The sequence below is a fragment of the Paraburkholderia sp. BR10936 genome (assembly GCF_040965735.1).
GTDB classification, from domain to species: domain Bacteria; phylum Pseudomonadota; class Gammaproteobacteria; order Burkholderiales; family Burkholderiaceae; genus Paraburkholderia; species Paraburkholderia nodosa_A.
Genome location: NZ_JBFRCM010000030.1, coordinates 41,860 through 68,001, shown reverse-complemented (window position 1 = coordinate 68,001; position 26,142 = coordinate 41,860). Strand labels below are relative to the sequence as shown.

25 protein-coding genes are annotated in these 26,142 nt (G+C 67.5%); 16 read left to right on the top strand and 9 right to left on the bottom strand.

The window, feature by feature from the left end; genetic code table 11:
• Nucleotides 1–197: 197 nt before the first annotated feature.
• On the bottom strand, nucleotides 198–839 hold the full coding sequence (locus tag AB4Y36_RS37250) for a C39 family peptidase (RefSeq protein ID WP_368685608.1): 642 nt from the start codon (nucleotides 837–839) through the stop codon (nucleotides 198–200).
• Nucleotides 840–1,160: 321 nt separating this feature from the next.
• Here AB4Y36_RS37250 and AB4Y36_RS37245 point away from each other — a divergent pair, with 321 nt between their 5' ends.
• Nucleotides 1,161–2,015, top strand: a complete 855-nt coding sequence (locus AB4Y36_RS37245; protein ID WP_069268748.1) for a helix-turn-helix domain-containing protein — start codon at nucleotides 1,161–1,163, stop codon at nucleotides 2,013–2,015.
• A gap of 37 nt (nucleotides 2,016–2,052) precedes the next feature.
• On the opposite strand, the gene AB4Y36_RS37240 is transcribed toward AB4Y36_RS37245, so the two are convergent.
• Together AB4Y36_RS37240 and AB4Y36_RS37235 are read right to left on the bottom strand one after the other, a co-directional pair.
• A complete protein-coding gene (locus tag AB4Y36_RS37240) occupies nucleotides 2,053–3,903 on the bottom strand; it encodes a hybrid sensor histidine kinase/response regulator (RefSeq protein WP_368685612.1) in 1,851 nt (616 codons plus the stop codon).
• A 52-nt stretch (nucleotides 3,904–3,955) separates the two neighbouring features.
• Complete coding sequence (locus tag AB4Y36_RS37235; protein WP_342950262.1) at nucleotides 3,956–4,480, bottom strand: molybdopterin-dependent oxidoreductase; 525 nt, start codon at nucleotides 4,478–4,480, stop codon at nucleotides 3,956–3,958.
• Between the two features lie 306 nt (nucleotides 4,481–4,786).
• Between AB4Y36_RS37235 and AB4Y36_RS37230 the strand changes: the two genes are divergently transcribed.
• Nucleotides 4,787–5,734, top strand: coding sequence for a phosphoribosyltransferase (locus AB4Y36_RS37230; protein WP_342950261.1), 948 nt, complete (start codon nucleotides 4,787–4,789; stop codon nucleotides 5,732–5,734).
• Between the two features lie 12 nt (nucleotides 5,735–5,746).
• Here AB4Y36_RS37230 and AB4Y36_RS37225 read toward each other — a convergent pair whose 3' ends face one another.
• Nucleotides 5,747–7,423 carry an ATP-binding domain-containing protein gene (locus AB4Y36_RS37225; RefSeq protein WP_368685607.1) on the bottom strand — a complete coding sequence of 559 codons (1,677 nt, stop codon included), beginning with the start codon at nucleotides 7,421–7,423 and terminating at the stop codon, nucleotides 5,747–5,749.
• A 217-nt stretch (nucleotides 7,424–7,640) separates the two neighbouring features.
• Between AB4Y36_RS37225 and AB4Y36_RS37220 the strand changes: the two genes are divergently transcribed.
• Both AB4Y36_RS37220 and AB4Y36_RS37215 read left to right on the top strand, forming a co-directional pair.
• Nucleotides 7,641–8,267, top strand: coding sequence for a glutathione S-transferase family protein (locus tag AB4Y36_RS37220; protein WP_069268745.1), 627 nt, complete (start codon nucleotides 7,641–7,643; stop codon nucleotides 8,265–8,267).
• Nucleotides 8,268–8,324: 57 nt separating this feature from the next.
• Complete coding sequence (locus AB4Y36_RS37215; protein ID WP_368685606.1) at nucleotides 8,325–8,948, top strand: Fur family transcriptional regulator; 624 nt, start codon at nucleotides 8,325–8,327, stop codon at nucleotides 8,946–8,948.
• Nucleotides 8,949–9,056: 108 nt separating this feature from the next.
• On the opposite strand, the gene AB4Y36_RS37210 is transcribed toward AB4Y36_RS37215, so the two are convergent.
• The 3 genes from AB4Y36_RS37210 to AB4Y36_RS37200 form a co-directional block, all read right to left on the bottom strand.
• Complete coding sequence (locus AB4Y36_RS37210; protein ID WP_069268743.1) at nucleotides 9,057–9,467, bottom strand: response regulator; 411 nt, start codon at nucleotides 9,465–9,467, stop codon at nucleotides 9,057–9,059.
• A 198-nt stretch (nucleotides 9,468–9,665) separates the two neighbouring features.
• Nucleotides 9,666–11,228 (bottom strand): deoxyribodipyrimidine photo-lyase, encoded by a 1,563-nt coding sequence (locus tag AB4Y36_RS37205; protein WP_368685611.1) that lies wholly within the window; start codon nucleotides 11,226–11,228, stop codon nucleotides 9,666–9,668.
• Nucleotides 11,229–11,317: 89 nt separating this feature from the next.
• Nucleotides 11,318–12,046, bottom strand: coding sequence for a TetR/AcrR family transcriptional regulator (locus tag AB4Y36_RS37200; protein ID WP_342950258.1), 729 nt, complete (start codon nucleotides 12,044–12,046; stop codon nucleotides 11,318–11,320).
• 97 nt (nucleotides 12,047–12,143) lie between these two features.
• Between AB4Y36_RS37200 and AB4Y36_RS37195 the strand changes: the two genes are divergently transcribed.
• Nucleotides 12,144–13,709: an MDR family MFS transporter gene (locus tag AB4Y36_RS37195; RefSeq protein ID WP_368685605.1), complete on the top strand. Its 1,566-nt coding sequence runs from the start codon at nucleotides 12,144–12,146 to the stop codon at nucleotides 13,707–13,709.
• Nucleotides 13,710–13,968: 259 nt separating this feature from the next.
• On the top strand, nucleotides 13,969–15,273 hold the full coding sequence (locus AB4Y36_RS37190; RefSeq protein ID WP_342950256.1) for an MFS family transporter: 1,305 nt from the start codon (nucleotides 13,969–13,971) through the stop codon (nucleotides 15,271–15,273).
• A gap of 18 nt (nucleotides 15,274–15,291) precedes the next feature.
• Here the strand turns inward: AB4Y36_RS37190 and AB4Y36_RS37185 are convergent, their stop codons facing one another.
• Nucleotides 15,292–16,710: a PLP-dependent aminotransferase family protein gene (locus tag AB4Y36_RS37185; RefSeq protein ID WP_368685604.1), complete on the bottom strand. Its 1,419-nt coding sequence runs from the start codon at nucleotides 16,708–16,710 to the stop codon at nucleotides 15,292–15,294.
• 123 nt (nucleotides 16,711–16,833) lie between these two features.
• Between AB4Y36_RS37185 and AB4Y36_RS37180 the strand changes: the two genes are divergently transcribed.
• The 4 genes from AB4Y36_RS37180 to kch all read left to right on the top strand — a co-directional run bounded on the left by AB4Y36_RS37180 (nucleotide 16,834) and on the right by kch (nucleotide 20,577).
• Nucleotides 16,834–17,757: a DMT family transporter gene (locus AB4Y36_RS37180; protein ID WP_368685603.1), complete on the top strand. Its 924-nt coding sequence runs from the start codon at nucleotides 16,834–16,836 to the stop codon at nucleotides 17,755–17,757.
• A 97-nt stretch (nucleotides 17,758–17,854) separates the two neighbouring features.
• A complete protein-coding gene (locus AB4Y36_RS37175; protein ID WP_069268736.1) occupies nucleotides 17,855–18,391 on the top strand; it encodes a GNAT family N-acetyltransferase in 537 nt (178 codons plus the stop codon).
• 123 nt (nucleotides 18,392–18,514) lie between these two features.
• Entirely contained in the window at nucleotides 18,515–19,399 is an 885-nt protein-coding gene (locus AB4Y36_RS37170) for a mechanosensitive ion channel family protein (RefSeq protein WP_254319528.1), read from the top strand.
• Entirely contained in the window at nucleotides 19,396–20,577 is a 1,182-nt protein-coding gene (gene kch, locus AB4Y36_RS37165) for a voltage-gated potassium channel protein (protein ID WP_342950253.1), read from the top strand. Before AB4Y36_RS37170 ends, kch begins: the two co-directional genes overlap by 4 nt.
• 18 nt (nucleotides 20,578–20,595) lie before the next feature.
• Here kch and AB4Y36_RS37160 read toward each other — a convergent pair whose 3' ends face one another.
• On the bottom strand, nucleotides 20,596–21,177 hold the full coding sequence (locus tag AB4Y36_RS37160; RefSeq protein ID WP_368685602.1) for a putative glycolipid-binding domain-containing protein: 582 nt from the start codon (nucleotides 21,175–21,177) through the stop codon (nucleotides 20,596–20,598).
• A 196-nt stretch (nucleotides 21,178–21,373) separates the two neighbouring features.
• On the opposite strand from AB4Y36_RS37160, the gene AB4Y36_RS37155 reads away from it, so the two are divergent.
• The 6 genes from AB4Y36_RS37155 (at nucleotide 21,374) to AB4Y36_RS37130 (ending at nucleotide 26,093) form a co-directional block, all read left to right on the top strand.
• Nucleotides 21,374–22,321 (top strand): urea transporter, encoded by a 948-nt coding sequence (locus AB4Y36_RS37155; RefSeq protein WP_368685601.1) that lies wholly within the window; start codon nucleotides 21,374–21,376, stop codon nucleotides 22,319–22,321.
• Between the two features lie 10 nt (nucleotides 22,322–22,331).
• Nucleotides 22,332–22,841, top strand: a complete 510-nt coding sequence (locus AB4Y36_RS37150) for a class II aldolase/adducin family protein (protein WP_069268732.1) — start codon at nucleotides 22,332–22,334, stop codon at nucleotides 22,839–22,841.
• A 44-nt stretch (nucleotides 22,842–22,885) separates the two neighbouring features.
• Nucleotides 22,886–23,074: a 4-oxalocrotonate tautomerase gene (locus AB4Y36_RS37145; RefSeq protein WP_028205614.1), complete on the top strand. Its 189-nt coding sequence runs from the start codon at nucleotides 22,886–22,888 to the stop codon at nucleotides 23,072–23,074.
• Nucleotides 23,075–23,481: 407 nt separating this feature from the next.
• The gene (locus AB4Y36_RS37140) at nucleotides 23,482–24,921 is read left to right on the top strand and encodes a cytochrome ubiquinol oxidase subunit I (RefSeq protein ID WP_368619145.1); all 1,440 of its coding nucleotides are present in this window, start codon (nucleotides 23,482–23,484) and stop codon (nucleotides 24,919–24,921) included.
• 37 nt (nucleotides 24,922–24,958) lie between these two features.
• Nucleotides 24,959–25,963, top strand: coding sequence for a cytochrome d ubiquinol oxidase subunit II (gene cydB, locus AB4Y36_RS37135; protein ID WP_368685600.1), 1,005 nt, complete (start codon nucleotides 24,959–24,961; stop codon nucleotides 25,961–25,963).
• Nucleotides 25,938–26,093 (top strand): hypothetical protein, encoded by a 156-nt coding sequence (locus AB4Y36_RS37130; protein ID WP_321927253.1) that lies wholly within the window; start codon nucleotides 25,938–25,940, stop codon nucleotides 26,091–26,093. The genes cydB and AB4Y36_RS37130 overlap by 26 nt, the downstream gene beginning before the upstream one ends.
• Nucleotides 26,094–26,142: the final 49 nt, after the last annotated feature.

Here is a 26,142-nt window from a genome sequence, read left to right as displayed (position 1 = left end):
CTCCGGAGCCATTCACCATTTACGTCGAGATGTGAACTGTGGCAGGCGCTAGCGGTTTGAGCGGCTTTCTTTGCCTACTTTCTTTGCCGCCGCAAAGAAAGTAGGTGCCGCCCCGCACAGGGGCAACGCCTGCATACCGACGCGAAAACAAGAAAAGGCCAAAGCAGCCAGGAACCACAAAAAAAAACCACGCGCGATCAGCACGGCCGCCTAAGCGCCATACCCCGCCGGGCATGAAACCGTGCAACCGTCTCATAGGGCAGCCAGGCGTCAGCCTGGTACGGCGCGATGCCCGAAGGATTGTGAAACCACACACCGCCATCGCCACGTCCGTGCAGCAGGATCAGATGCCCGCCCCGGCCGGGGTCCATCCGCTCGGGATAGCGGATCTCGGGGCTCACGGAAACGATGGCGAGCGTTTCGGCATCAACGCGCCCTGCACTCGCCGCAATGTCCTCGTCGATCATTACCTCCACGTGCACGCCGAACGCGGCTTCCACCCATCCGGCGAACGGGCGGTAGATCAAGCCATCCACGCCGCCATCTTCGCGCACGCGATGTACACCGTGCCGCAACGCCTCTTCGAGCATCTGCGCGCGCGGCGCATGCGCGACGCCCCAATAGTCGAGCGCCGATTCGAGGCAGGTCAGACCGCACAAGCGCTTGGCCCAGAAGCGATAGGCGTCGGCCTCGGTGAAGCCGCTCGCCCGCCAGCGCGGGTCCTCGCACGGGTCGGCGCCACGCTCGACGATAGGCGCCACCCAGTCGGCGCTGCCCCACTGGCTGTAATACGGCACGCCTTCATGCCGCCATGTCCCGCCGTTGCGCACGTCGTCCAATCGATACCCCTCGCCCCAGTAAGGTTGATTCGCCGCGCGCGAGCGCACGGCGTTCAAAATCGTGCATCTTCGCAGTCGCGCGCCGTCCCCGCAATGCCGCGAATATCGCAAGCCATGTGTAAACGAAGCCGAATATACGCTTACATTCCCGTATTCGGCGCCGCATTACATTTCGCTAAAATAACGCCGTCGTCTGGCATTTTATGCGTTTAGAATATCGTGCTCCCGTGCGCAGGCCGCAGGAGGTCCGGTCAAACCGGCCCCGCGGCACCACGGCATGATCAATCAGAAACTGAATCCACGAATCTCCCTTCAAGCAGTATGTCGAACGTTGCATACACAACCGACTCGGCCTCGGTGGCGGAGCGCGTACGCGAGCTGATGAGCCGTCACGGCATCGGCAAGCGTCAGCAAACGACCGAGCTGTGCCGGATTCTTGACCTGAGCTTTTCACAGGGGCACCGCAAGCTGCGCGGCAACAGCCCGTGGACGCTCGCGCAGATCAAGAAAGTGGCCGAAGCGTTCGGCGAACCCGCGGGCCAGCTGTTCGGGGCGCAGCTGCTCGACCCCGGGATGGTCGGGGCCAGCGCTCAAGAAGCGATCCTCTGCGTGAGCGCCGCCGAACTGCCCTGCACCGCCTGGATCGGCGCACCGGTCGAGGCAGGCAGCCGCCCCGACTTCGTCGCCTACGAAAAGCAGGGCCAGTGGCGCGTGGTGCGCCCGGACGGCGCGCTCTACCAGAACGCGCGCGAAGTCCACAAGATCGAGATCTACCCGCGCCGCGCCGAGTCCGACAAACCGCTCATCGCCGTCGTGGACGACGACCGCTCTTCCGCCGACAACCTGCGCGACTACCTCGAGCACAGCGGCTACACGGCGCTCGCGCTCTACGGCCTCGCGGCATTCAACGAAGCGCTCGAAAACAACGTGTTCGACGGCGTGGTGATCGACTGGCTGTTCGGCAGCCAGACCGCCGCGGAGGCGATCCGCAGCGTGCGCGCCTCCGAGAACCCCGATGCACCCATCTTCGTGCTCACCGGCGAACTGCTGACCGGCAAGGCCAGCGAATCGGAGATCAGCCAGGTCGTACGCCACTACAACGTGGCCTGCTACGAAAAGCCGGCGCGCATGGCGATTCTCGTCGCCGATCTTTCGAAGCGGCTCAACCGCGGCTAACGCCGCGTTTTGCTCGCTCAACCCGCTCCCGCGCCTTTCACACCGCCGCGCGCGGCGCGCTCAGCGCTCGCTGCAACGCCGCACGCAGCACCTCGTAATGCACCGGCTTCGTGAGCCGGTCGAAAAACGGCGCGCCCTCGCCGCCCGGCGTCTTGCCCGCAGTGTCCGGAAGCGCCGCCAGCCCCGCCACGTCGGCGCTTACCGCGATCACGCGCGGCTGCGCGAGCACGTCCTGCGCGGTCTCGAGCCCCGCCACGAAGTCGTAGCCGTCGCGGCCCGGCATGTGCAGGTCGAGCAGCACCACGTCGCACACTTCGTGCGCCAGAAGCGCGAGCGCGCTGTCGGCGTCGCTGGCCGCGAGCGCGCGGTAGCCCATGTGCGCGACCATCTCGCAGAGCGAATCGCGCACGAGCGGGTTGTCGTCGACGACGAGCACCTGCGGCAGCGCCCGCGCGGGCAGCGCCGCTTCGGCCACGGCCGCGGGCGCCGGCGGCTCGACCGGCGTGACGGGAATGCGCACGGTGAAGGTCGTGCCTTTGCCCACGCGGCTTTGCGTCTCGATCGTGCCGCCGAACAGCTCGACGAGGCCGCGCACGATCGCGAGCCCCATCCCCGCGCCTTCATAGCGCCGCGAGCGCGACGTGTCGAGCTGCGTGAACTCCTTGAAGATGAGCGGAATCTGGTCCGGCGCCACGCCAGGCCCCGTGTCGCCGACGACGATCACGAGCGTGTCGCCGCCAGCCGGCTTCGGCGCGCCCTCTGCGTCCTGCGATGGCCGCGGAACCCGCGCCGGCGCCTGCAGCCAGAATTCGAGCCGCACCTTGCCGCGCTCCGTGTAGCGGATCGCGTTCGTGACGAGGTTGCCGGCGATCTGGCGAATCCGATGCGGGTCGGCCACCACGCGCCGCTGCGGGCCCACCCACGCATGCTCGAACACGAGCCCGCGCGAGCGCGCCGCCTGCTCGTTCTCATCGACGATCGACTGCAGCAGTTCGCGCGGCTCGAACTCTTCCTGGCGCAATTCGAGCTTGCCTGCGCCGAGACGCGCGTAGTCGGTGAGGTCCTTCATCTGCGCTTCGAGCTGGCGAGCCGCGGTTTCGAGGCGTTGGATCACCTTGCGGTCGGCTTCCGAATGCGAGTTGAAGCCGAGCAGCTCGATCGACGAGACGATCGCGTGCAGCGGCGTGCGCAGTTCGTGGCTGATCATGCCGAGGAAGGCGTCCTTCGCCATGCTCGCCTCGCGCGCGGCGCGACTCGCCTGGTGCTCGGCTTCGAGCGCCGCGCGCTGCTGGTGCAGGAGGCGCGTGCGCCGGTAGCCGTTCATCACGAGCAGCACGCCCGCCGCCGCCGACAGCACGAGCAGCACGAGCCCGGACGCGAACAGTTCGCGGCGTTTGGCGATGAAATCGTGCCGGATCGCCTCGCGCTCGGTCACGTCGGCGAAACGCCGGTTCAGCGCGAGGTCGGTCACCTGGGTCCAGTGCAGGTCGAGCGCCATGAGCATCGGCACCGCGCGTTCGGGGTTGTCCGCGAGCGTGGCGATTTCGGCCTCGAATGGCGAGATCGTCGCGGCCAGAACGGCGAGATCGGCGTCCTGGCGGCGCTTCAGGCCCGGCGTCGAGTCGAGCGAGAGCGTCGAGCCCTTCATCACGTTGAGCTTCGACTGCAGCACCTCGTAGCGCAGCCGCACCTTGTCGAGATCGCGGTCGATGCCGTCCGCGAACATCAGCAGCTGGCTCTCGAAGCGTGCGTAGGCGATCTGGAGCTGCGCGGCGTCCCAGTACAGGCCGTCGTAATTGCCCGTGATGCGCTGCACGACCTGCGGATTGAGCAGGTTCGCGTAGAGCAGATAGCCGACCGCCACCACGGGCGGCGCGAGCGCCGCCATCCAGATGATCGCCTGCAGCAGGCGTCGCAAGGGACGTTGTATCACCCGCTACTCACCGCTTGATCGTCATCGACTTGATCTGCCACGCGAACTTCGAGTCACCGGCCGCGCCGTCGAGCTCGAGCGGATGCTGGTCGCGTGGATAGATCAGGAACAACGGGCCGAAATTGCTCACTTTGAGGCGCTGGCCGTTCATCTCATAGGCGACCACCACGCCATAGCGCGCGGCGTCGGCCACGGGCACGACACAGGTGTAGTCGTCGAGCGTATGGATCTCGATCTCGCTGCCGTAGGCGCCCACGGCCTCGAGCACGTCCGAAAGCAGCGGGCCCGTGAAGGTCGAGCGCGGCGTCCAGGTCGTGGCCGTCGTGATCGAATGCGCGGGCAGCGCGAGCAGCTGCGCCTCGCTGAAGTGATACGCCGTATGGGACGCGTTGTTGGTCACGCGCACCTCGCCATCGACGTCGAGCGAGAGCGCACCCGTAGAACCCGCCGCCTGCGCAGAAGGTGCAAAAAACGGCGCCGCACCCGCGAGCGCCACCACGGCGGCCCAGCGCCGCCAGCCTGGCCATCCCATCCCATGCCACATCTTGCCGGAGCCCTTTCGCGCGATGATTCGCGTCGTTTTCGTGTGTCTTTGCGCCGCGCTACGCGACATTTTGCGGTAATGCGCCGCTTTTTCCTGCTGCGTTTCCCTCGTTTTCCTGCTACCTCCACCCACCATGCCAGCAGGCGCTGGTGAGCATAGGCATAATATCGTCAAACATTGTGCTGACAATAGCCGTCTTTTTCTCGTACACCGCTATCGGAAAAGCGCATTGCGCAGTTGCCGCGCAGTTGCCGCGCGCTTGCCGATTACGCGCTTCGACACCCAATTCAACCCATGGATAAACCTGTCGTTCCGCTCACCTACGAACAGCTCGATCACTGGGTCGAGTCGCTGCAGCCGGCGCTGATCGCGGAGGAATTCGACCTCGTGGTCGGTATCCTGCGCGGCGGCGCGCCGCTTGCGCTGATGGTTTCGCACGCAACGGGTGCGGCCGTCGCATTCCTGCGCTATGACCGCGCCACGCGCGAAGTGCGCTGGGACTCCACGCTGCCGCTGCCCGAACCGGGCTCGAAAGTGCTGCTCTGCGAGGACATCGCGGGGCGCGGCCATACGCTCGTGGACTGCATCGCGTTCCTGAGCGAGCACGGGCTCGTCGTGCGCACGCTCACCGGCGCCTACGACGACCTCAGCCGTTTGCGCCCCGATTATTCGATCGACGCGAGCGGCTATTTCGCGCTGTTCCCCTGGGAGCGCCAGGCCTACACCGACCGCTATCGCGCCGACTGGATCCGCGATGGCGACGGCGACGGCACGCGCATGGCCGACGACCACGAGTACGCGGTCTACGCCATCGATCTCGACGGCGTCCTGCTCCCCGACCTCCCGATTGCGCGCTACGACGAAGACCTCGTCGCCGCGCTCGCCGAGCGCGATGAGCTGGTGCCGTTCGAGCGCCTGCCCGGCATCGACATGAAACGCACGCGCGCGATCATCACGGGGCGTCCGGAGATCGACCGCGAGCGCACGCTCGCCTGGCTCGAACGCCACGGTTTCGGGCACCTCGAACTGATCATGCGCACGCCGGACGAACACGACGACACGGCCGCGGCCGTGGCTGCGCACAAGGCCGCGGCGGCCATCCGCAGCGGCGTCACGCACTTCATCGAGAGCGATCCGGTGCAGGCGATCCTGATCGCCCAGACCGCGCCGCTCCTGCGCGTGATCTGGTGGAACGCCCAGGCACGCACGGGCACACTGATCGGCGCCTCGGCCTGGAGCTGAGCGAGCCGGCGTTCAGACGCCGCCGCGCCGGCCCTCGATGAATCGCGCGGCGCGCGGCGACGCCACCACGATGAGCTTCATGGCCGCACGCGTCGCGCCGACGAAGAGTTTGCGCGCGGCGCGCTCGTCGAATGACTCGAAGTCCACCTCGGTCAGGATCACGCACGGCGCGGACTGGCCCTTGAAGCGGTAGATCGAATCGAGCAGCACATCGCCCTCGCGGTACTGCGGATTGCCGAACAGGTCGTATTGGCCGGTGAAGCTGCGCAGCCGATGCGGGCCGAGCTGATCGAGCGTCGCGAACAGCGAATGCTCGCGTCCGCGCCAGCAAAGCACGACGATGTCCTGCTTGCGAAAGCCCAGCGAAAGCGCCTGCGTAATCGCGCGTTTCGTGACCAGAACCACCCCAGGTTCCGCGCCCGGTCCGGCTTCATGCTCGTCCCAGCTCGCCACGGTCACCTCGGAGCCGTCGAACGGACTCCCCGCGGCGAGCTGCGCGATGGCGGGCACGGTCGGTCCGGCCACGTCGCGCAGGAATGCGAGGATGTCGCGCGGGCTGCGGTAGTTCGTGGTCTCGCGCAGCACGGTCCAGCCCGCCAGCGCGAGCGGCTCGCGCACGTACAGGTTCTGCAGCGGATCTTCGAGCCACCACCATGCAGCGTCCGGCCGCATCAGACGCCCGAGTGCGCCGACCCACGGCTCGTGGAAATCCTGCCCTTCGTCGACGATCAGCACGTCGAACTGCCAGCGCTCGGCAATCGGCATCTCGCCGAAGCGCTGCACGAGGTCGTCGAACGTGCCGGGGCTCGCGAAGTCGGGCACGTGGCCGCCGTCGCGCGCGACCCAGTCGCACAGCTGGTGATAGGTCGCCACCTTTGCCCCGGGCGGCGCGAGCTGCGCGATGTGATCCGCAAGCGGCCGGTTGAAGCACACGTAGAGCGTGCGCGCGCCGCGCGCCACCGCGTCCTTCATGACCTGCACGGCCAGTTGCGTCTTGCCCGAGCCCGCCGTGCCGATCACGCGCAGCCGGAACGGGGCGAATTCGAGGCGCCGCGCCCACGTGGCGAGGCCGCCCGCGAGCCGCGTGACGAGCGTGCCGGCCGCGCCGAGCAGCGCGCTGGTGTCGGGCGTGAGCGAAAGTTCGTCGGCGAGAAAATGATGGATCCTGGCGGCGCACGGCAGGCGCGGCTCGTCGGCGGGCATGGCTTCGAGCACGATGGCGGCGAGCTGCGCCTTGCGCGTGGCGTCGACGATGCGCGCCGGGTTCACGCCCGCGATGGCCGGCTCCCGCACCACGTGGTCGGGGCAATAGAACAGCTCTTCGAGCACGTAGGTGCCCGCGCCGAACGACGCCGTAAAGCGCCGGTGCAGCCCCTCGACCGTGCGTGCCAGCGCGATCGCCACGTTGCGCTCGGTTTGCATGTACGCCTTGACGAGCCCGCCTGGCGTTTCGCGCAAAAAGCCGGTTTTCTGCTCGACGATCATCACGCGCCCAGCCGGGCTGACGATCACGAAATCGGCCTCGCCGAAGACCGAAAAGCCTTCGGAGAGCCGCGTCCAGTGCACGCCGTGATAGACGGTGTAGCCGTTCGGCAAACCGCGGGCGAGCGCGGCGAGTGTTTCGCGCTCGCGCGCGGCGGCGCCGGTGGCTTCGATATGCTGCCAGTCGTCGGGGACAATGCGGGCCATGGGCGGGTCTCGGACGGATGTTGAGGTTCGTGGCGGCCGCGCAGGCAAGCGAGGGAGCGCTGCCGCACGAAGCGGGCGCGGCGGCGGAACTCCGGGCGCCGCGCAGCGCCTATTCTACGAAATGCCTGGCTGCACAAATAAACCGCGCGAGAATCGTGTATCGTGGCGGCCTGCGCCAGGCTTGACCCTTTTTCCTCTTGCAAGGAGTACGCGCCAGATGATCACGATCTGGGGACGCGCCAATTCGGTGAATGTCCAGAAAGTCCTGTGGTGTTGCGATGAACTCGTGCTGCCGTTCCAGCGCATCGACGCGGGCGGCTCGTTCGGTCATCTCAACGAGCCTTCCTATCTCGCCATGAATCCGAACGGCAAGGTCCCGACGATCACCGACGGCACCTTCGTGCTGTGGGAGTCGAACGCGATCCTGCGCTATCTGGCGATGGAGTACGGCCCTTCGAGCCTGCTCTACCCGACCGACCCGAAGGTGCGCGCCTCGATCGAGCGCTGGCTCGACTGGTCGATCGGCACGCTCGCGCCCATCGAGCGCCCTGTGTTCCTCGCGCTCGTACGCACGCCGCCCGAAAAGCGCGACACGGCGAAGCTCGCGGCCGACTTCGATCAGCTGACCCCGCTTTGGCGGCTGCTCGACCACCATCTGCAAGGCCGCTTCTTCATGGAAAACGAGCGCTTCTCGCTCGCCGACATCGTACTCGGCGCGTACGCGCGGCGCTGGTTCGGACTCGAAGGCGTGGAGCGCGAGCCGCTGCCGAATGTCGAACGCTGGTATCAGCGCATCGCGCAGCGTCAGGGCTTCCGCAAGTACATCGATCTGCCGCTCACCTGAGCCGTCGCTCCATGGCGGCGCGGGCGGGCCGGCGGCGCGCCCCGTATAATCGCAAGCATGAAGACAGCAAAACCGTCCCCGGACGCCCCGGCCCTGCATAGCGACACCGAGGCGCACGACCACGCGCACGGCCATGCCCACTCGCAAGACGGTGTCAAGGGCGCTTCGGTCGAGTCCGCGCTCGCGATGGCCGAGGCCTATTGCCGCGAGCGCGGCGAAAAGCTCACGCCGATCCGCCGCAAGGTGCTGGAGCTGCTGCTCGCCTCGGGACGCGCAACCAAGGCGTATTCGCTGCTCGACGAAATGCGCCAGATCCATCCGGGTTCGGCGCCGCCGACTGTTTACCGGGCGCTCGACTTCCTGCTGTCGGCGGGGCTCATCCACCGCATCGAATCGATCAACGCGTTCGCAGTGTGCCACGACCTCACGCAGTGTCAGCACGGCATTCTCGTGGTGTGCCAGCAGTGCGGCAACGTCACCGAACTGCACGAGCCCAAGCTGCGCCAGGCGTTGGTTGCGCAGATCGAGGCCGCGGGCTACCGGCTCGCCGGCGACGGTATCGAGCTCAAGGGTCTCTGCGCGCAATGCCAGGAGAGTCAGGCCAATTCGGCCGACAAGGCTGCACAGCCGGGCGCCGCTGCGGCGCCGGAAGCCGCCGCGCAGTCCTCGTCCGTTAGCTAACCGATCTTGCCCGCCGTTGAGCGCGGGCAACAGCTCAGCCGCGCCGCATCTCGCGGCGCTTCAGTCCATCCGCACCCGCACCTTTGCCGCCGCGCTACGCGCGCGGCGTCATAGCGACTGGCGCGCGTCGATCGCGTCGCTCAGCAGCGTCACCAGTTCGTCCGGCCGGGCCGGCTTGGTCATGAAGTGCTGGAAGCCTTCGCCGATGCTGCGCAAACGCCAGCTTTCGTCGGTGTGGCCCGTGAGCGCGACCGCGACGGTCGGAGCATGGTCGCCGCGGATTTCGTAATCGCGCAGACGCTGGATCAGGTAGAAGCCGTCCATCGCCGGCAGGTCGAGATCGCAGACCACGGCGTCGGGGTGCAGGCTCAGGGCCGCTTCGACGCCGGTTTCAGCGTCTTCGACCGCCACGACATGCGCACCCTCCGCCTCGAGTAGCGAAGTCAGTGACGCCCGGCTGTGCGGGTCGTCTTCGACGAGGACGATGGTCGTCCGGTCGAGCTTGTGTACTGCGTTCATTGTGTTTGCTTACATGCCTTTCTGTCTGTCAGGCCGAGTGCCGCAAGGCTACGGGCCCGGAGTCACGCCGGGCGCACGGCAACGCGGGCCGTCCTGATAGAGCAATCTTAATGCCGTCCGGTTCCTGCGTGCCGCGCGTGCGCCCATCCGCGCCGCGCACGATAGCCGCATCACAAGACAGCCCGATGACGGCCGCGCTCACGCTTTGCCGCCCTGTTTTTTGTCCTGCGTTGAACTCTGTCGCGCAGCGGCAAGGCCCTTGGCCTTGCCGGTTTGTGCATAGGCTTCGAGTGCACGCTGGCGCGCCAGTTCGTGCTCGACGACAGGTTCCGGATAAGTTTTGCCGAGTCGCACGCCCGCCGCCTCGAGCTGCTGCGCGCTGGCCTTCCACGGCTGGTGCACGAGCGCATCGGGCAGGCCCGCCAGCTCCGGCACCCAGTGCCGCACGTAGGCGCCGCGCGGGTCGAACTTCTGGCCCTGCAGCACCGGATTGAAGATGCGGAAATACGGCGCGGCATCCACGCCCGAGCCCGCCACCCACTGCCAGTTGGCCGGGTTGCTGGCCGGGTCGGCGTCGACGAGCGTGTCCCAGAACCACGACTCGCCCGCGCGCCAGTCGATCAGCAGATGTTTGCTCATGAACGATGCCACGACCATGCGCACGCGGTTGTGCATCCAGCCTGTGTGCCAGAGTTCGCGCATGCCGGCATCGACGAGCGGATAGCCGGTCAGCCCCCGCTGCCACGCTTTCAGGCCAGCGGCGTCCTTGCGCCACGGCATGGCGTCGAATGCGGGACGCAGGTTGCGCGTCGCCAGATCGGCGTAGTGAAACCGCTGGTAATGGCAGAACTCCCGCCAGCCCAACTCGCTCGCGAACTTTTCGGCGCTCGCAGCGCGGCGCGCCGATCCACGTCCGTGCGCGTGCTGCGCCGCCTTGAGCGCCGCCCAGACCTGGCGCGGCGAAATCGCGCCGACGGCGAGATACGGGGAGAGGCGGCTCGTGGCCGCGTCGCCGGGTTCGTCGCGCTCACCGGCGTAGGCGTCGAGGTCGGTGGCGAGGAACGCGCGCAGGCGCTCCAGCGCGGCTTCCTCTCCCGCAGGCCAGGCCGCGCGCATGCCGCCCGACCAGTCGGGCGCGCGAGGCGCCAGGCCGAGCGCGTCGAGTTTCGATGCACGTTGGGTAAGACGTGCTGGCAGCGATTGAAAAATCATCCGTTCGGGCTCGCCTTCCGGCGGCGGCGGATCGCCCATGCGCAGGCAGGCGCGCCAGTAGGCGCTGAAGACCTGGAACGGCTCGCCGGACTGATTGAGCACCGTCCATGGCTCGTTGAGGAGCTGGGCGCCGAAGCTTTCCGCACTGACGCCGCGCTCGCGCAGCGAGGATTTGAGGGCGCGATCGACCTCGCGTTGCGCAGCCCCGTAGCGGCGGTTCCAGTACACGGCTTGCGCGCCGGTGTCGGTGACGAGGGCGTCCAGCGTCGCCGCTTCGTCGCCCTGCAAGAGCAGCAGGCGGCCGCCGCGCACAGCCAGCGCCGCTTCGAGCGCGCGCAGCGATTCATGGCGCCACCAGCGCGCCGCCCCGCCCTGCGGGCGCTCGCCCGAGGCATGCGGATCGTGGATCCAGACGCAGATCAGCGGCAGGCCGCTCGCCGCGGCCTGCGCGAGCGCGGGCTGGTCGGCGAGCCGGAGATCGTCGCGAAACCAGACGATCGCGGGGGCTCGATGCGCAGAAGCGCGGGAAGCAGCAGCAGAAGAAGACAGACCGGACCTCGACCGGGAAACATTCGCGCGGCACCGCGCACGGGGCGTGCCGCAAAGGTCCCGGAGCGTACCACGGCGCGCGCTGGCGGCTAATCCGTATCAATGCCCGTATCGGTGCGTGCGTCGATGCGCCCTGGCCCCACGCCCTGGGTGATGAGCGCGACCGCATGGCGCGCGACCGCCTCGACGCCCACGTGCGGCTGCTGCGCGTCGCCGCGCCATATCTGGCTGGTGGCGAGCGGCAAGAGCGTCAGGCCCATCAGCGACTGGAACAGCAGCGCAGGCTCCAGCGCCGCGTTGAGCCGGCCCTCGCGCTGCCAGCGCGCAATGGCCGTGTGGGCCGTTTCCTGGTGCTCGCGGCCGAGGCGCTCGAGCATGCGCTGGCGCAGCACGCCGCCCTCGCTGATGACGTCGCGCACCCACAGCGGCGGAAACCACGGATTGCGCTGCCCCAGCGCCACGAAGCGCTGCACGAGCGCAGTGAGCGCCGCCACGGGATCGTCGGGATGCTCCGCGAAGATGTCGCCAAGCGACTCGCGCAGCGGCACGAAACGCTCGTCGATCAGCACGTCGATCAGTTGATCGCGCGTCTTGAAGTAGTAGTGGACCATCGCCGGCGTCACGCCCGCCTCGCGGGCGATGGCAGCGAGCGAGGTGTCGAGGATGCCCTGGCGTGCGAACAGCGCGAGTGCGGCTTCGATCAGACGCGCGCGCTGTTCCGCCCCGCCCACGCCGCCACTCGGCCGGCCGGGACGGCGCGCGGCGGCCCGGCCTGGCGTGCCGCCTGCGCTGTCGAAGGAAGGTTCTGGCGCGTTCATAGGTGTCCTGCCCGGTAACAAAATGAATTTTGACCAACTGGAATAATTGTCCTAATATTAACCTCCGAATTAATTAATTTCAAGATAGACGGACACGATGAAACCCAGCACGAAACACCCTGTGCCCGCTACGGCGGGGGTCGGCACTCACGCGAATGCAGCGGTGCTGGCGTCGGGCCCGGCTGCCGATACCGGCGGCCATCCACCGATCCGGCTGCTGTTTCCGGCGCTCCTGCTCGTGATGCTGCTGGCCGCGCTCGACCAGACCATCGTCTCGACGGCGCTGCCCACCATCGTCGGCGAGCTGGGCGGGCTCGACCGGCTCTCGTGGGTCGTCACGGCCTACCTGCTCACCTCGACGATCGTCGTGCCGCTCTACGGCAAGTTCGGCGACCTGTTCGGGCGCAAGATCGTGCTGCAGGCCGCCATCGTGATCTTCCTGATCGGTTCGGCACTTTGCGGCGTGGCGCAGAACATGGAGCAGCTGATCGTGCTGCGCGCCTTGCAGGGCATTGGCGGCGGGGGCCTGATGGTCGTGACGATGGCCGCGATCGGCGACGTCATCCCGCCCGCGCAGCGCGGCAAGTATCAGGGCATGTTCGGCGGTGTATTCGGCATCGCGACGGTAATCGGGCCGCTGCTCGGCGGCTTTCTCGTCGAGCATCTGTCGTGGCGCTGGATTTTCTACATCAACCTGCCGCTCGGCGCGATCGCGCTCGTGGTGATCGGCGCGGTGTTCAAGCCGCGCGCCGCGCACGTGAAGCATGTGATCGACTACATGGGCGCGGGCTGGCTCGCCGCCGCCCTCACCTGCCTGATCCTCTTCACGAGCGAGGGCGGCTCGCTGCTGCCGTGGACGTCCCCTACGCTCTGGCTCACGCTGCTGCTCGGCATCGTCGCTGTCGCGGGCTTCATCCACGAGGAAAAGCACGCCGCCGAGCCCATCCTGCCGCTCGAACTCTTCCGCCAGCGCACCTTCGTGCTCGCGAGCCTGATCGGCTTCATCGTGGGCGTGTCGCTGTTCGGCTCGGTTACGTTCCTGCCGCTCTATCTGCAGGTGGTGAAGGGCTCGACGCCCTCGCAGGCCGGCATGCAGATGCTGCCGATGATGGGCGGCGTGCTCGTGATGTCGATCATCACGGGCCGCATCATCAGCAAGATCGGCAAGTACCGCATATTCCCGATCGTGGGCACGGCGCTCGTGGCCGTGGCGATGATGCTGCTCGCGCGCCTGCAGATCGACACGCCGATTCACCTCATGTATGTCTACATGGGCCTGCTCGGCTGCGGCCTCGGCATGGTGATGCAGGTGCTGATCCTCGCCGTGCAGAACGCGGTGGCATTTCGCCATATGGGCGTGGCCACATCGGGCGCGACGCTGTTCCGCTCGATCGGTGGTTCGGTCGGCGTGGCCGCGTTCGGCGCCGTGTTCTCCCACGGGCTGCACGCGCGGCTCGAAAAGGTGCTCACGGCCGACGTGGAACTGCCGCAGCCGCTCACACCCGACGTGATCCACCATCTGCCGCCCACGCTGCACGCGCAGTATCTCGATGCGTTCGCCGGGGCGTTGCACACGGTTTATCTCTCGGCTGCGGTCGTGGTGGTGTTCTCATTCGCGCTGTCGTGGCTGCTGCGTGACGTGCCGCTGCGCAAGCAGCATTGAGCGCGGTTCCCCCGCTTTTTCCCCTCCAGCCAGCGTCTCCCCGCTGGCTTTTTTTGCCCTGAGAACCGGCATTAGTCGGCCTGACGGAGCCCATTCAGGCCCCGTTCACACCGACATTACATTTTCCACACATTTAATTACAGTTAGCTAAAATCGCGGGCATCGCGCGCCGGGACCCGGCGGCGCGCGATGCAACTCTTGCGACGGCCGCATGACGGCCGTTCGCCATAAAACACACAAACCAGGAGAAGACCCGCCCATGGACGTCCAGACCGACCCAACCACGCTATCCGCGCAAGACACGAGGCGACGCGTATTCGCCATCGTCGGCGCCTCGTCGGGCAATCTCGTCGAGTGGTTCGACTTCTATATCTACTCGTTCTGCGCGCTGTATTTCGCGCCCGCGTTCTTCCCGAGCGGCAACACCACCACGCAGCTGCTCAACACCGCCGGCGTGTTCGCCGCGGGCTTCCTCATGCGCCCGATCGGCGGCTGGCTGTTCGGCCGCATCGCCGACCGCCACGGCCGCCGCAGCGCGATGATGATCTCGGTGCTCATGATGTGCGGCGGCTCGCTCGTGATCGCCATGCTGCCCACCTACGCGCAGATCGGCGCGTTCGCCCCGTTCCTGCTCCTCGTCGCACGGCTCTTCCAGGGGCTTTCGGTGGGCGGCGAGTACGGCACGAGCGCGACCTACATGAGCGAGGTCGCGCTCAAGGGCCGACGCGGCTTCTTCGCGTCGTTCCAGTACGTCACGCTGATCGGCGGCCAACTCTGCGCGCTCCTCGTGCTCGTGATCCTGCAGCAGACGCTTTCCACCGAAGAACTGAAGGCCTGGGGCTGGCGCGTTCCGTTCGTGGTCGGCGCATTCGCCGCGCTGATCTCGCTCTATCTGCGCAAATCGCTCGACGAAACCTCGACGAGCGAGTCGCGCCACAAACGCGACGCAGGCACGATTCGCGGCGTCTGGCAACACAAGGGCGCGTTCTTGACGGTGGTGGGCTTCACCGCAGGCGGCTCGCTGATCTTCTACACGTTCACGACCTACATGCAGAAGTACCTCGTGAACACGGCCGGCATGCACGCGAAAACCGCGAGCAACGTGATGACCTGCGCGCTCTTCGTCTACATGCTGATGCAGCCGGTGTTCGGTGCGCTGTCCGACAAGATCGGCCGCCGCACGTCGATGATCCTGTTCGGCGCTCTCGCAGTGATCGGCACAGTGCCGCTCATGCATGCGCTCAAAGACGTGGCGAGCCCCGTGGCCGCGTTCGCGCTGATCACGGTGGCGCTCGCGATCGTCAGCTTCTACACGTCGATCAGCGGCCTCATCAAGGCGGAGATGTTCCCGCCCGAAGTGCGCGCGATGGGCGTGGGCCTCTCGTACGCGGTAGCGAACGCGCTGTTCGGCGGCTCGGCCGAATACGTCGCGCTGTGGTTCAAGTCGGCAGGCAGCGAGTCCACGTTCTACTGGTACGTGACCGCGCTGTGCGCGATTTCGCTGATCGTCTCGTGGCGCATGCGCGATCCGTCGAAGGAAGGCTATCTGCGTCACGAACCGTGATGCTCGGGCGCAGCCGCTTCATGCCGGCTGCGCCACCCGCTCCATCGCACGCTGCAATGTTTCGTAGACCTTGGGACGATTGCACTGCGAAACATTGAAACGCAGAAAATCGCTCGCGCTGCGCGACACGCTGAACACGTTGCCCGGCGCGAGCACCACGCCGTCCACCAGCGCCTCGCGCGCGATCTGCGCCGCGTCGAGTCCGTCCGGCAACTGCGCCCATACGAATAGGCCCGCCTGCGGCCGCGTCCATGCGCTCAGGCCCAGCGCCGAAAGCCGCTGCAGCGTTTCGCCCATGGCGTCGGCGAGCTTCGCGCGCAAGCCGTCCAGGTGCCGCCGATACGTGCCGTCCACGAGCAGGCGGTGCACGAGTTCCGCCACCATCTCGCCATTGCCGAACGAGACCGCGAGCTTGAGATCCACGAGCGGCTCGATCCAGTCGGCGCGCGCCGCGATGAAACCGCAGCGCGCCGCGGCAGACATCGTCTTCGAAAAGCTGCCGATCGTCACGACGCGCGCGAGCCCGTCGAAGGCCGCGAGGCGAGGCGCGGGCTCGATTTCGAAGTCGGCGAAGATGTCGTCCTCGACGATCAGAAGGTCGTGCTCCTCCGCGAGCTTGAGCAGGCGATGCGCGACCGCGGGCGCGAGCGTCGCGCCGGTGGGGTTGTGGACCGCCGAGTTCGTCACGTAAAGGCGCGGGCGCGATTCAGCCAGCGTGCGCTCGAACGCGGCGAGATCCGGGCCCGTCGGCGTGTACGGCACCCCGACCACGCGCACGCGATGCGCGCGCAGCAGCGCCTGGAAATTGAAGTAGCACGGGTCGTCCACGAGCACGGCGTCGCCCGGCTCCAGCAGAAAGCGGCACAGCAGGTCGAGCGCCTGGGTGCCGCCGTCAGTCAGCACTATCTGCTCGGGCGCGGCCTCCACGCCGTGCTGGCCGAGCCGCCATGCCAGCTGCTGGCGCAGCGCCGGCAGGCCGAGCGGCGACGCGTAATCGGTGAGCGGCGCGCGCGGGTCGCGTGCAAGGGCGCGCAGCGCGCGCCGCACGGCGTCCTGCGGCAGCCACGAGGCGGGCAACCAGCCGCAGCCGGGACGCAGCGCGTCGGCCTCGGTCTGCAGCGACTGGCGCGTGAGCCAGAGCGGATCGATCTCGCGGTCGAGCTGCGGCCCGAGCGCGGCGAGCGCGAGCGGCGGCGCGTGCCCGGCCACGAAAAATCCGGCGCCGCGCCGCGCGACGAGCACGCCTTCGGCGACGAGGCGCTCGTAGGCCTCCACCACCGTCGAATTCGACACGCCAAGCTGCCCGCTCATCGCCCGGATGGACGGCACGCGCGCGCCCGCAGCCAGCGAGCGCGCGGCAATGCGCTCGCGCAGCGCCTGCATCACCTGCTCGACGCGCGTCATGGGCAGGGCTTGCGTCCTCGCTCTGTCTTTCATCTGTACTGCTCCGCGTTCAATACAGTTTGAACAAATTGTACTGATCTGTAGCTTACCTTCCCGCGGCGCGGCGCGCATCATCAGCGGACCGATCACCGATGCTCCTCTTGCCCAAGCCCATCCATGCGCAAAACGCTCGATTCCACCACCGATGGCTGGCTCTGCGGCCTCGCAGGCCTCCTCATCTTCAGCGGCTCGCTGCCCGCCACGCGGCTCGCCGTGCTCGGCTTTGCCCCCGTGTTCCTCACCAGCGTGCGTGCGACCATCGCGGGCATGATCAGCGTGCTGCTGCTTCTTGCGCTGCGCGCCGCACGGCCCGCGCGCGCCGAGGTCTGGCCGCTCGTCATCGTCGCGCTCGGCGTGGTGGTGGGCTTTCCGCTCCTCACCGCGCTCGCGCTCCAGCACGTGAGTTCGGCGCACGCCATCGTGTTCGTCGGCTTGCTGCCGCTCGCCACGGCCGTGTTCGGCGTGTTGCGTGCGGGCGAGCGTCCGCAGCCGGCCTTCTGGATCTTTTCCGCGGCGGGCAGCGCCGCCGTGGTGGCGTTCGCGCTGCGTCATGGCATCGACGCCTCGCCGCTCGGCGACGCGCTCATGCTCGGCGCGATCGTCGTATGCGGGCTCGGCTATGCGGAAGGCGCGCGGCTCTCGCGGCGCCTGGGCGGCTGGCAGGTGATCTGCTGGGCGCTCGTGATCTCGCTGCCCGTGATGGCGCCGCTCGCGTGGTGGCTGCGGCCCGCGTCGTTCGCCGCGGTGGGCGCGGCCTCGTGGTGGGGGCTCGCCTATGTGTCGCTCTTCAGCATGCTGATCGGCTTCGTGTTCTGGTATCGCGGGCTCGCGCTCGGCGGCATTGCAGGCGTCGGGCAGTTGCAGTTGCTGCAGCCGTTCTTCGGCTTCGTGCTCGCGGCGCTGCTGCTGCACGAAGCCGTGCCGCCCGCGATGATCGCCGTCACCGCCGTGGTGATCGCGTGCGTGGCCGGCGCACGGCGCTTCGGGCGCGCAGGCGGCGCTTCCGCTGTCGCGAATCGCGCGGGCACGCAGCGCGTCTAGACCGGGCTTTTTTGGCACGCTTCAAAAGCGCGCCTGCGCAAGGCATAGTGAGGAACGCAAACCTCCTTCTCCTTTGCCTTCGCGCTCGCTCCAACCGATGAACCCACACCCCGACGCGCACGTGCGCGACGCCACCGCCGACGACTTTCCCGCCATCGCCGCGATCTACGCACACCACGTGCTGCACGGCACGGCGTCGTTCGAGGAGACGCCGCCCACGCTCGACGAACTCCTGCGTCGCCACGCCGCCGTGCGCGAACATGGCCTGCCCTGGCTCGTCGCCGAGATCGACGGCCAGGTGGCGGGCTACTGCTACGCCACGCCCTACCGGCCGCGTCCGGCGTACCGCTTCACGGTCGAAGATTCGATCTATATCGACGAGGCGTTTCGCGGCCGCGGACTCGGCCACACGCTGCTCAACGCGCTGATCGAGCGCTGCGAGGCGGGCCCGTGGCGGCAGATGATCGCCGTGGTCGCCGACCCGCGCGGCGGCTCGCTCAAATTGCACGAGCGCCTGGGCTTCTCGCTGACCGGCACGCTGCGTGGTGTCGGCTTCAAGCACGGCGAGTGGCGCGACACCGCGCTCATGCAGCGCACGCTCGGGCCGGGCGCGGACACACCGCCCAAGGGCTGACGCCCGGCGCTCAAACGCATGGCGGCACGCCACACGCGCGCCGCCAGCGAAACGCCGCTCGTACAATACGTCCTTTCGCAACGGAGCCGGACCCACGGCTCCGCAGACAAGGACTGATTCGCCATGCAACCCCTCCTCGAACACCTGCACCCGTCCAACTGGGGCTTCCTGTGGGACGCGCTCTCCGCGCTCGCGCTGCGCTTGTGCGCGGCCTTCGCGATCCTCTGGTTCGGTTGGTGGCTCTCCCGGCGCGTGGGCAACTGGATCAAGCGGCGCGGCGGCGGCATCGATCCCACGCTGCGCCCCATCGTGCGCGACACCGCCGTGTGGGGCGTGCGCCTCGTTGCCGTGATCGGCGCGCTTTCGCAAATCGGCATCCAGACCGCCAGCATCGTCGCGGTGCTCGGCGCGGCCGGCCTCGCCATCGGTCTCGCGCTGCAAGGCACGCTGCAGAACATCGCGGCCGGCATCATGCTGTTGCTGCTGCGGCCGTTCAAGGTGGGCGACTATATCGATGGCAGCGCCGGCGCCAGCGTCGCGGGCACCGTCGAGGAAGTGAACCTCTTCACTACACGCCTCACGAAACCGGACGGCATCTGCGAATACGTACCGAACAGCGCGCTGTGGAGCAATTCGATCCGCAACTACAGCCGCAATCCCACGCGTCGGCTCGACCTCGAAGTGGAAGTGTCGGTGCGCGACGACGTGAACCGCGCCATCGACGCATTGCGCACGCTCGCCGCCGCCGACCCGCGCGTGCTGGCCTCGCCCGCGCCGCAAGTAATGGTGACGCGTTTCGACGACAGCACCGCCGTGCTCAACGTGCGCGTGTGGTCGAACATCGACACCTTCTGGGAGATGCGCTGGGAGCTGTCGCGCAAGGTCCGCCAGGTGCTCAATGACGCGCACTGCTCGCTGCCCCTGCGCACGCGCGAGCTGCACATCGTGCAGACGCAACCGGCGGAGCCCGAGCAACCGACACAGCCGACGCAACACGCGCAGCAATGAGCGCGTACGCGCGCCGCCCGCGCGGCTACGCCAGAGGGCTCGTGCCGCACGGCTACCTGGCCGTGCTGCTGGTGATCGACGGCCTGCTGCTGGTGCGCCCGGTCGCGCAGAAAGCGCTCGAACACGCGCGCGGCAACTGGTTCGACGACTGGATCACGCTCATCAACGCGTTCGGCGTGCTCGCGCTGCCCCAGGCGCTCGTCGCGACCGGCCTCACGATGATGTCGTTCGGCATCGCGCTGCGGGCGCGCGTGGCTTGGGTGCTTTCACTGGTGCTGCTCGCCGGCGCGGCCAGCATCTGTCTGTGGGGCGACTATCGCAGCCACGCGCTCGCCGGCTTCTCACTCGCGCTTGCCTGCGCGCTGATCTACTACTGGCGCCATTTCGATCGCGCGAGCGTCGCCGCGGGCTCGCTGTTCGCATTCCTGAGCATTGGCTCATTGATCGTCTATGCGGTGTTCGGCTCGCTGTATCTCGGCGACGATTTCGACCCGCCTATCCGCAACCTCGTCACGGCGTTCTACTTCTCGATCGTGTCGATGTCCACGGTCGGCTACGGCGATATCGTGCCGCGCTCGGACACCGCGCGGCTCTTTACGGCTTCGATCATCGTGCTCGGCATCACCGTGTTCGCGACGTCGATCAGCGCTGTGATCGGGCCCGTGATCGGCGGCCATTTGAAACGCATCGTGAAGGGAGGCATTTCCAACGTGACCCGCAAGAACCACTATTTGATCGTCGGTGCGTCGCCGCTCGCACATAGCGTGTACGCAGGGCTCCTCAAGCGCGGCTACGCGGCGACCGTGATCGTCGCGCCCAATATTCCGCACAACTATCCACCGGAGGCCGATCTCATCGTCGGCGATGCGAGCGACACCGCCACGCTGCACAACGCGGGCGCGGAAACCGCGCTCGCCGCGCTCGCGCTGCGCTCGGACGACGCCGAGAATGCCTTCGTGATTCTCGCCATCAAGGAGATCGCGCCGAAGGTGCGCACCGTGGCGCTCGTCAACGACAGCCGCAACCTGCAGCGGCTGCGCCTGTTGCAGCCGGATATGGTGTTTTCGCCGCAACTGCTCGCGGGCGAACTGCTCGCTCGCACGCTGAACAACGAAACCATCGACAACACGCTGGTCGAACAACTGCTGTTCGGCAAGAGTCCAGGCGGCGCGGTGTAAGCGTGGTGTCGCCGCGTGCTATCGGGCCGGCGGCGGCAGACGCCGGAACAGCGTCGGATAGTCGATCACGAGCCCATCTTCATCCACGCGCAGGTTCGCCGTGAAGTCGCGAAAGATGCCTTCGTAGCGATACTCGCGGTCGCGCTCGATGCACACATAGGCCTGCTCGACAGGCTTGGGCTCCAGTTCGGGCGCGGCGATGTACACCACACGGATCGGCTGGCGCTCGCCGCGCGCGAGGCCCAGACGCCGGATCGGCAGCGTGTTCGTGTACGGCGTCGCGGCGATGTCGATGTCGATGCAGCCGTCGAGCGCTTCCAGTGCGCGCCCCTCGCCGTCGGTCCAGTGGCCCTTGCCGTCGCTGTGGAGCACGAGCGAGCCGCCGCCCATCACGCGAAGCGCCGCCCAGCGCACGCGCCACTGCGCGTCGCACTCGATGGCGTAGCACAGGCCATAGGACTTGCCGTAGCGCTCGCCGATGACCACGCTTTCCGCGCGGATCGTGTCGCCTTTTTCGCCAAACTTCGGGCCGCAATGCGCATCGAACGCCAGATGCTCGATACCCTCGCCCGTCTCGGATGCCCAACGCACTTCACGCATCGTTCGCCTCCCGTGCAGACTGTCTCTGGATAATCACGACAACCGCCTTGCGCGTATCGTAACCCGTCAACAAATAGCGACTATCAACCCACGCGCATGCGCGAGGCGGTCCGCATCGCCTATGCTCGCACTCTGGCCGGCCGTGCGCCTCTCAGCGGGGCCGCACCGGCCCGTACCCGCCCGCCACGCCTTCGCCATGTCCGCCCGATTTTGCGCCGCTTCCGGCGCCACTGCCCGTACCGCCGATACCGCCGCCGTCGGTGCGCTTTTGCGCAGCCTCGGCCAGATCGTGCTGCAGGCGCATGCGGGAACGGGCGCGTGCCTGCTCGCAGCGCTCGCGCTCACCGACTGGCGGCTGGCTTTCGCCGCCCTGCTCGGCGCCGCGGCGGCCAACGTCTGCTCGGTCGTGGCGGGCCATGCGAACGCGGCGATCCGCGACGGCCTCGCCGGCTTCAACGGCGCGCTTGCCGCGCTCGCGGCGTTCACCTTCGTCGGCGATGCGGGCACGGCGGCCGCGCTTGCCCTCATCGCGGGCGGTGCGAGCGCGTGGATCGCCGGGCCATTGGACCGCCACCTCGCGCGCGCCCGGCTCGGGCTGTATTCCGTCCCCTGCCTCATCGCGACCTGGATCTGGCTGCCGCTGCACCCGGGCAGCGCTCCCGTCGCCAGCGCAATCGCCGCAGCCCCGCTGGCCCCGCGCGGCACACCGCTCGCCGCGGCCGCACACGCCGCCGCCGGCGTGTTGAGCGGCCTCGCGCAGACCACCTTTGCCTCGGGCGCAGCGGCGGGCCTGTGCGTGCTCGCTGGCCTCTCCTGGTCGTCGCGGCGCGCGGCCGCCTATGCGCTCGGCGGCGCGGCGCTCGCGAGCACGCTCGAACTCGCGTGCGGCGCGAGCCCGGACGCCTTCGGCGCGGGCCTCGCCGGCTTCAACGGCGCGCTTGCCGCGCTCGCGGTCTGCGCGCTCGGCACACGCGCCGCGATCTATGCGACCATGCTCGCCGCAGCCCTGCATCTGGCCGCCGTGCGCTGCGGACTGCCAGCGCTGACCGCGCCGTTCGTGCTGGCAAGCTGGAGTGTGCACGCGGCAGCGCGACGCCTGCGCCCTGCGCCATCGACGCCGCCTGAAGAACCCATCGTCCGCTGAAGGAATCGCCATGTCTTTCGCCCATCGTCCGACGAGCACCTGCGCCGAGACCGCGCCGCGCTCCACCGCCGAGCAGCAACTGCGCGTCGATCTCGCCGCCGCTTACCGCCTCATCGCACTCAACGGCTGGGACGACCTGATCTACACGCATGTTTCCGCCGCCATACCAGGCGAGGCGGGCCGCTTTCTCATCAATCCGTTCGGCCTCGCCTTCGACGAAGTGCGCGCCTCGAACACGGCAAGCCTCGGCGCGCAGCCGGCCATGCTGCTGCGCAATCACGGCACGCTCACCACCGGCCGCACAGTGGCCGAAGCCTACGTGCTGATGGCGACGCTCATCAAGGCCTGCGAAATCCAGCTGCAGGCGCAGGCCGGCGGCGTGCCGCTCGTCGTGCCGCCGCCCGGGGTGGCCGAACGCACGGCCGAGCAGTTGCGCGACGGCGGCGCGATCGAAGGCGTGCTCGAATGGCCCGCGCTGTTGCGCAAGCTCGATCGCATCGATTCGTCATACCGCGACTGATCGCGCCCATCCGTCGCGTCACTCACTTTCTCAAGGAGACCCGCATGCCGACATTCCACATCGAAATGTTCGAAGGACGCAGCGTCGAACAAAAACGCCAGCTCGCCGCCGCCCTGACCGAGACCACCTGCAAGGTGCTCGGCGTCGAGCCACAATCCGTCGACATCATCTTCCACGACGTGAAGCCGGAAAACTGGGCGACGGCCGGCAAGCTGTGGAGCGATCCGCGCTGACGCCACTTCTATCGCATTCCTGATCTTTTCCGCCTGGCGCCGTACGCGTCGCTCACGCCGCCAGGCGCGCCTGACCTCTCCCCCGCACGAATCCCGAAGCCGCACGCCGAGGCACGTTGCCGCACCCGATGCGGCAGCGCGGTGTATTGACGCATCGCGACGCTCTGCGCACATCCCCGCTGCGCAACGAGTGTTTAATCTAAATTGATCTGTATCAATGCGTTAGCGCAGGTTTTCGTCCCTTTGATATTGACGACTGCGACACGCTGGCGCACGTCGCAGCGCAGCAAAACCTTCGCCGTTCCCCTACGCTTACGTCCATCGCACGAGAAGCGCAGCGCCCCCACTGCCTCGCCGTGCGACGTTTCTTCCGCGCTTTTCCCGGTAAGCAAGCAACAGACACGTACATGCACACGTCACTTTCCGCCTTCGACCTGGCCCGGCTGCAGTTCGCCTTCACCGTTTCGTTTCACATCGTCTTTCCGGCGCTCTCCATCGGCCTCGCGAGCTTCATCGCCGTGCTCGAAGCCTGCTGGCTCAAAACGCGCCAGCCGTTCTACAAGGACCTCTGCCTGTTCTGGTCGAAGGTCTTCGCCGTGGCCTTCGGCATGGGCGTCGTCTCAGGCGTCGTCATGAGCTATGAGTTCGGCACCAACTGGTCCGGCTTCTCGTCGTTCGCGGGCCCCATCACCGGGCCGCTGCTGATGTACGAAGTCATGACCGCGTTCTTTCTCGAAGCGGGCTTCCTCGGCATCATGCTGTTCGGCTGGAACCGCGTGAGCCCGCGTGCCCACTTCGGCGCGACGCTGATGGTCGCCATCGGCACGCTCATCTCCACGTTCTGGATCCTCGCCTCGAATAGCTGGATGCAGACGCCGCAAGGCTTCAAGATCGTCGATGGCCATGTCGTACCGGTGGACTGGTTCAAGATCATCTTCAATCCGTCGTTCCCGTACCGCCTTGCGCACATGGCGATCGCCGCGTTCATCGTGGCCGCGCTCGTGGTGGCCGCCAGCGGCGCGTGGCATCTGCTCAAGGGACGCCGCGACCCCGCCATCAAGAAGATGTTCTCGATGGCGCTCGGTCTGCTGCTCGTGCTCGCGCCGGTGCAAGCCTTCGTGGGCGATGCGCACGGCCTGAATACGCGCGAATATCAGCCCGCCAAGATCGCCGCGATCGAAGGCATCTGGGACACCGAACCAGGCGGCACCGCGCTCAATCTGTTCGGCATTCCCGACATGCAGGCCGAGACGACACGCTACGCCGTTTCCATTCCGCACCTGGGCAGCCTGATCCTCACGCATAGCTGGGACGGCGAGATCAAGGGACTCAAGTCCTTCCCCGCCGACGAGCGGCCCAATTCGCCGCTGCTGTTCTGGAGCTTCCGCGTCATGGTCGGTTTAGGCATCCTGATGATCCTGCTCGGCGTGATCGGCTGGGTGCTGCGCCGCCGCGGCACGCTCTACGAATCGCGCTGGTTCCAGCGCTTCGTGCTCGCCATGGGACCGACGGGCTTCATCACGCTGCTCGCGGGCTGGGTTACGACCGAAGCCGGCCGTCAGCCCTGGGTGGTCTACGGCGTAATGCGCACGGCGCAGGCAGTGTCGCCGCTCACCGCCCAGCAGGTGGGCATTTCGCTGATGGCGTTCGTGGCGGTGTACTTCCTCGTATTCGGCACGGGAATTTACTATCTGCTCAAACTTCTGCGCAAAGGTCCCGCGCTGCCCGACCCGAAGCCGCATGCGCCCCGCGAGCCACGTGAACCGCGCGTGGCCCACCCTGCGCTCAGCGCGAGTCAGACCGCGCGCCGCCCCATGTGCGCCGCCGATCAGCTGATCGACGCCTGAGGCTCCCCGCATTCATCGTTACGAGGCTAGCAAGCAAATGGATGTCACCGTCATCTGGGCCGCGATCATCGCGCTCGGCGTTCTTCTCTACGTGGTGCTGGACGGCTTCGATCTCGGCATCGGCATCGTGTTTCCGCTCTTTCCCGACGAGGATGAGCGCGATCTCATGATGAACACGGTCGCCCCCGTGTGGGACGGCAACGAGACCTGGCTCGTGCTCGGCGGCGCGGGGCTCTTCGCCGTGTTCCCCGTGGTGTACTCGACCGTGCTCTCCGCGCTCTACCTGCCGCTCGTGTTCATGCTCGCGTGCCTGATCTTCCGCGGCGTGTCGTTCGAGATCCGCGCCAAGGCCAATCGCACGAAGCACTTGTGGGACCTCGCGTTCATCGGCGGCTCGACGGGCGCGGCGTTTTTCCAGGGCATCGCGCTCGGCGCATTCCTGCAAGGCATTCCAATGGACGGCGGCCAGTTCGCCGGCGACGCTTTCGGCTGGCTCACGCCCTTCAGCCTGCTCTCCGGTTTCGGGCTCGTCGCGACCTATGCACTGCTCGGCTGCTGCTGGCTCGTCGCGAAGACCGAGGGCGACCTGCAGCGCCGCCTGCGCAAGCTCGTCTGGCCGCTCACGGTCATGCTGCTCGGCTTCATCGCGCTCGTGAGCCTGTGGACGCCGCTGCAGGACCCGGCCATCGCTGAACGCTGGTTCCGTTCGGGCCTCTTCTGGCGTCTCGCGCCGGTGCCGCTGCTCGTGCTCGCCTGCGCCGCGTGGATGCGTTGGGCCGTGCATGCGCGCCATCACAAGACGCCCTTCATCGCAGCTATCGGTCTCGTGCTGCTCGGCTATGCGGGCCTGCTCGTGAGCCTGTGGCCGTATGCGATTCCGCAGGGCCTCACGCTGTGGGAAGCGGCCGCGCCGCGCGAGAGCCAGATGTTCACGCTTGCGGGCGCAGCGTTCATTCTGCCGGTCATCCTCGCGTACACGATGCTCGGCTACTGGGTCTTTAGAGGCAAGGTGCGTCATGGCGACACCCATCACTACCACTAACACGGTGCGCCGCGCGCTGCCCGGCTGGCTCTGGTTCGTACTCCTCTGGTGTGCGGGCGTGGGCGCGGCCGTCTCGCTCGGGTTCGCGTTCAAGGTCTTCATGAACCTCACGCTGTTCGCCGTGAAGTGAGTTGCACGCGCGGATTCGCACGAGCGCCCTCGATTTCGCGGCGCCGCGT

Excerpts from the sequence above, each read along its gene's own strand:
- AB4Y36_RS37245 (WP_069268748.1), top strand. The coding sequence starts at position 1,161 with ATGTCGAACGTTGCATACACAACCGACTCGGCCTCGGTGGCGGAGCGC.
- AB4Y36_RS37240 (WP_368685612.1), bottom strand. The coding sequence starts at position 3,903 with ATGGCGGCGCTCGCGCCGCCCGTGGTGGCGGTCGGCTATCTGCTCTAC.
- AB4Y36_RS37235 (WP_342950262.1), bottom strand. The coding sequence starts at position 4,480 with ATGGGATGGCCAGGCTGGCGGCGCTGGGCCGCCGTGGTGGCGCTCGCG.
- AB4Y36_RS37230 (WP_342950261.1), top strand. The coding sequence starts at position 4,787 with ATGGATAAACCTGTCGTTCCGCTCACCTACGAACAGCTCGATCACTGG.
- AB4Y36_RS37225 (WP_368685607.1), bottom strand. The coding sequence starts at position 7,423 with ATGGCCCGCATTGTCCCCGACGACTGGCAGCATATCGAAGCCACCGGC.
- AB4Y36_RS37220 (WP_069268745.1), top strand. The coding sequence starts at position 7,641 with ATGATCACGATCTGGGGACGCGCCAATTCGGTGAATGTCCAGAAAGTC.
- AB4Y36_RS37215 (WP_368685606.1), top strand. The coding sequence starts at position 8,325 with ATGAAGACAGCAAAACCGTCCCCGGACGCCCCGGCCCTGCATAGCGAC.
- AB4Y36_RS37210 (WP_069268743.1), bottom strand. The coding sequence starts at position 9,467 with ATGAACGCAGTACACAAGCTCGACCGGACGACCATCGTCCTCGTCGAA.
- AB4Y36_RS37200 (WP_342950258.1), bottom strand. The coding sequence starts at position 12,046 with ATGAACGCGCCAGAACCTTCCTTCGACAGCGCAGGCGGCACGCCAGGC.
- AB4Y36_RS37195 (WP_368685605.1), top strand. The coding sequence starts at position 12,144 with ATGAAACCCAGCACGAAACACCCTGTGCCCGCTACGGCGGGGGTCGGC.
- AB4Y36_RS37190 (WP_342950256.1), top strand. The coding sequence starts at position 13,969 with ATGGACGTCCAGACCGACCCAACCACGCTATCCGCGCAAGACACGAGG.
- AB4Y36_RS37185 (WP_368685604.1), bottom strand. The coding sequence starts at position 16,710 with ATGAAAGACAGAGCGAGGACGCAAGCCCTGCCCATGACGCGCGTCGAG.
- AB4Y36_RS37180 (WP_368685603.1), top strand. The coding sequence starts at position 16,834 with ATGCGCAAAACGCTCGATTCCACCACCGATGGCTGGCTCTGCGGCCTC.
- AB4Y36_RS37175 (WP_069268736.1), top strand. The coding sequence starts at position 17,855 with ATGAACCCACACCCCGACGCGCACGTGCGCGACGCCACCGCCGACGAC.
- AB4Y36_RS37170 (WP_254319528.1), top strand. The coding sequence starts at position 18,515 with ATGCAACCCCTCCTCGAACACCTGCACCCGTCCAACTGGGGCTTCCTG.
- kch (WP_342950253.1), top strand. The coding sequence starts at position 19,396 with ATGAGCGCGTACGCGCGCCGCCCGCGCGGCTACGCCAGAGGGCTCGTG.
- AB4Y36_RS37160 (WP_368685602.1), bottom strand. The coding sequence starts at position 21,177 with ATGCGTGAAGTGCGTTGGGCATCCGAGACGGGCGAGGGTATCGAGCAT.
- AB4Y36_RS37155 (WP_368685601.1), top strand. The coding sequence starts at position 21,374 with ATGTCCGCCCGATTTTGCGCCGCTTCCGGCGCCACTGCCCGTACCGCC.
- AB4Y36_RS37150 (WP_069268732.1), top strand. The coding sequence starts at position 22,332 with ATGTCTTTCGCCCATCGTCCGACGAGCACCTGCGCCGAGACCGCGCCG.
- AB4Y36_RS37145 (WP_028205614.1), top strand. The coding sequence starts at position 22,886 with ATGCCGACATTCCACATCGAAATGTTCGAAGGACGCAGCGTCGAACAA.
- AB4Y36_RS37140 (WP_368619145.1), top strand. The coding sequence starts at position 23,482 with ATGCACACGTCACTTTCCGCCTTCGACCTGGCCCGGCTGCAGTTCGCC.
- cydB (WP_368685600.1), top strand. The coding sequence starts at position 24,959 with ATGGATGTCACCGTCATCTGGGCCGCGATCATCGCGCTCGGCGTTCTT.
- AB4Y36_RS37130 (WP_321927253.1), top strand. The coding sequence starts at position 25,938 with ATGGCGACACCCATCACTACCACTAACACGGTGCGCCGCGCGCTGCCC.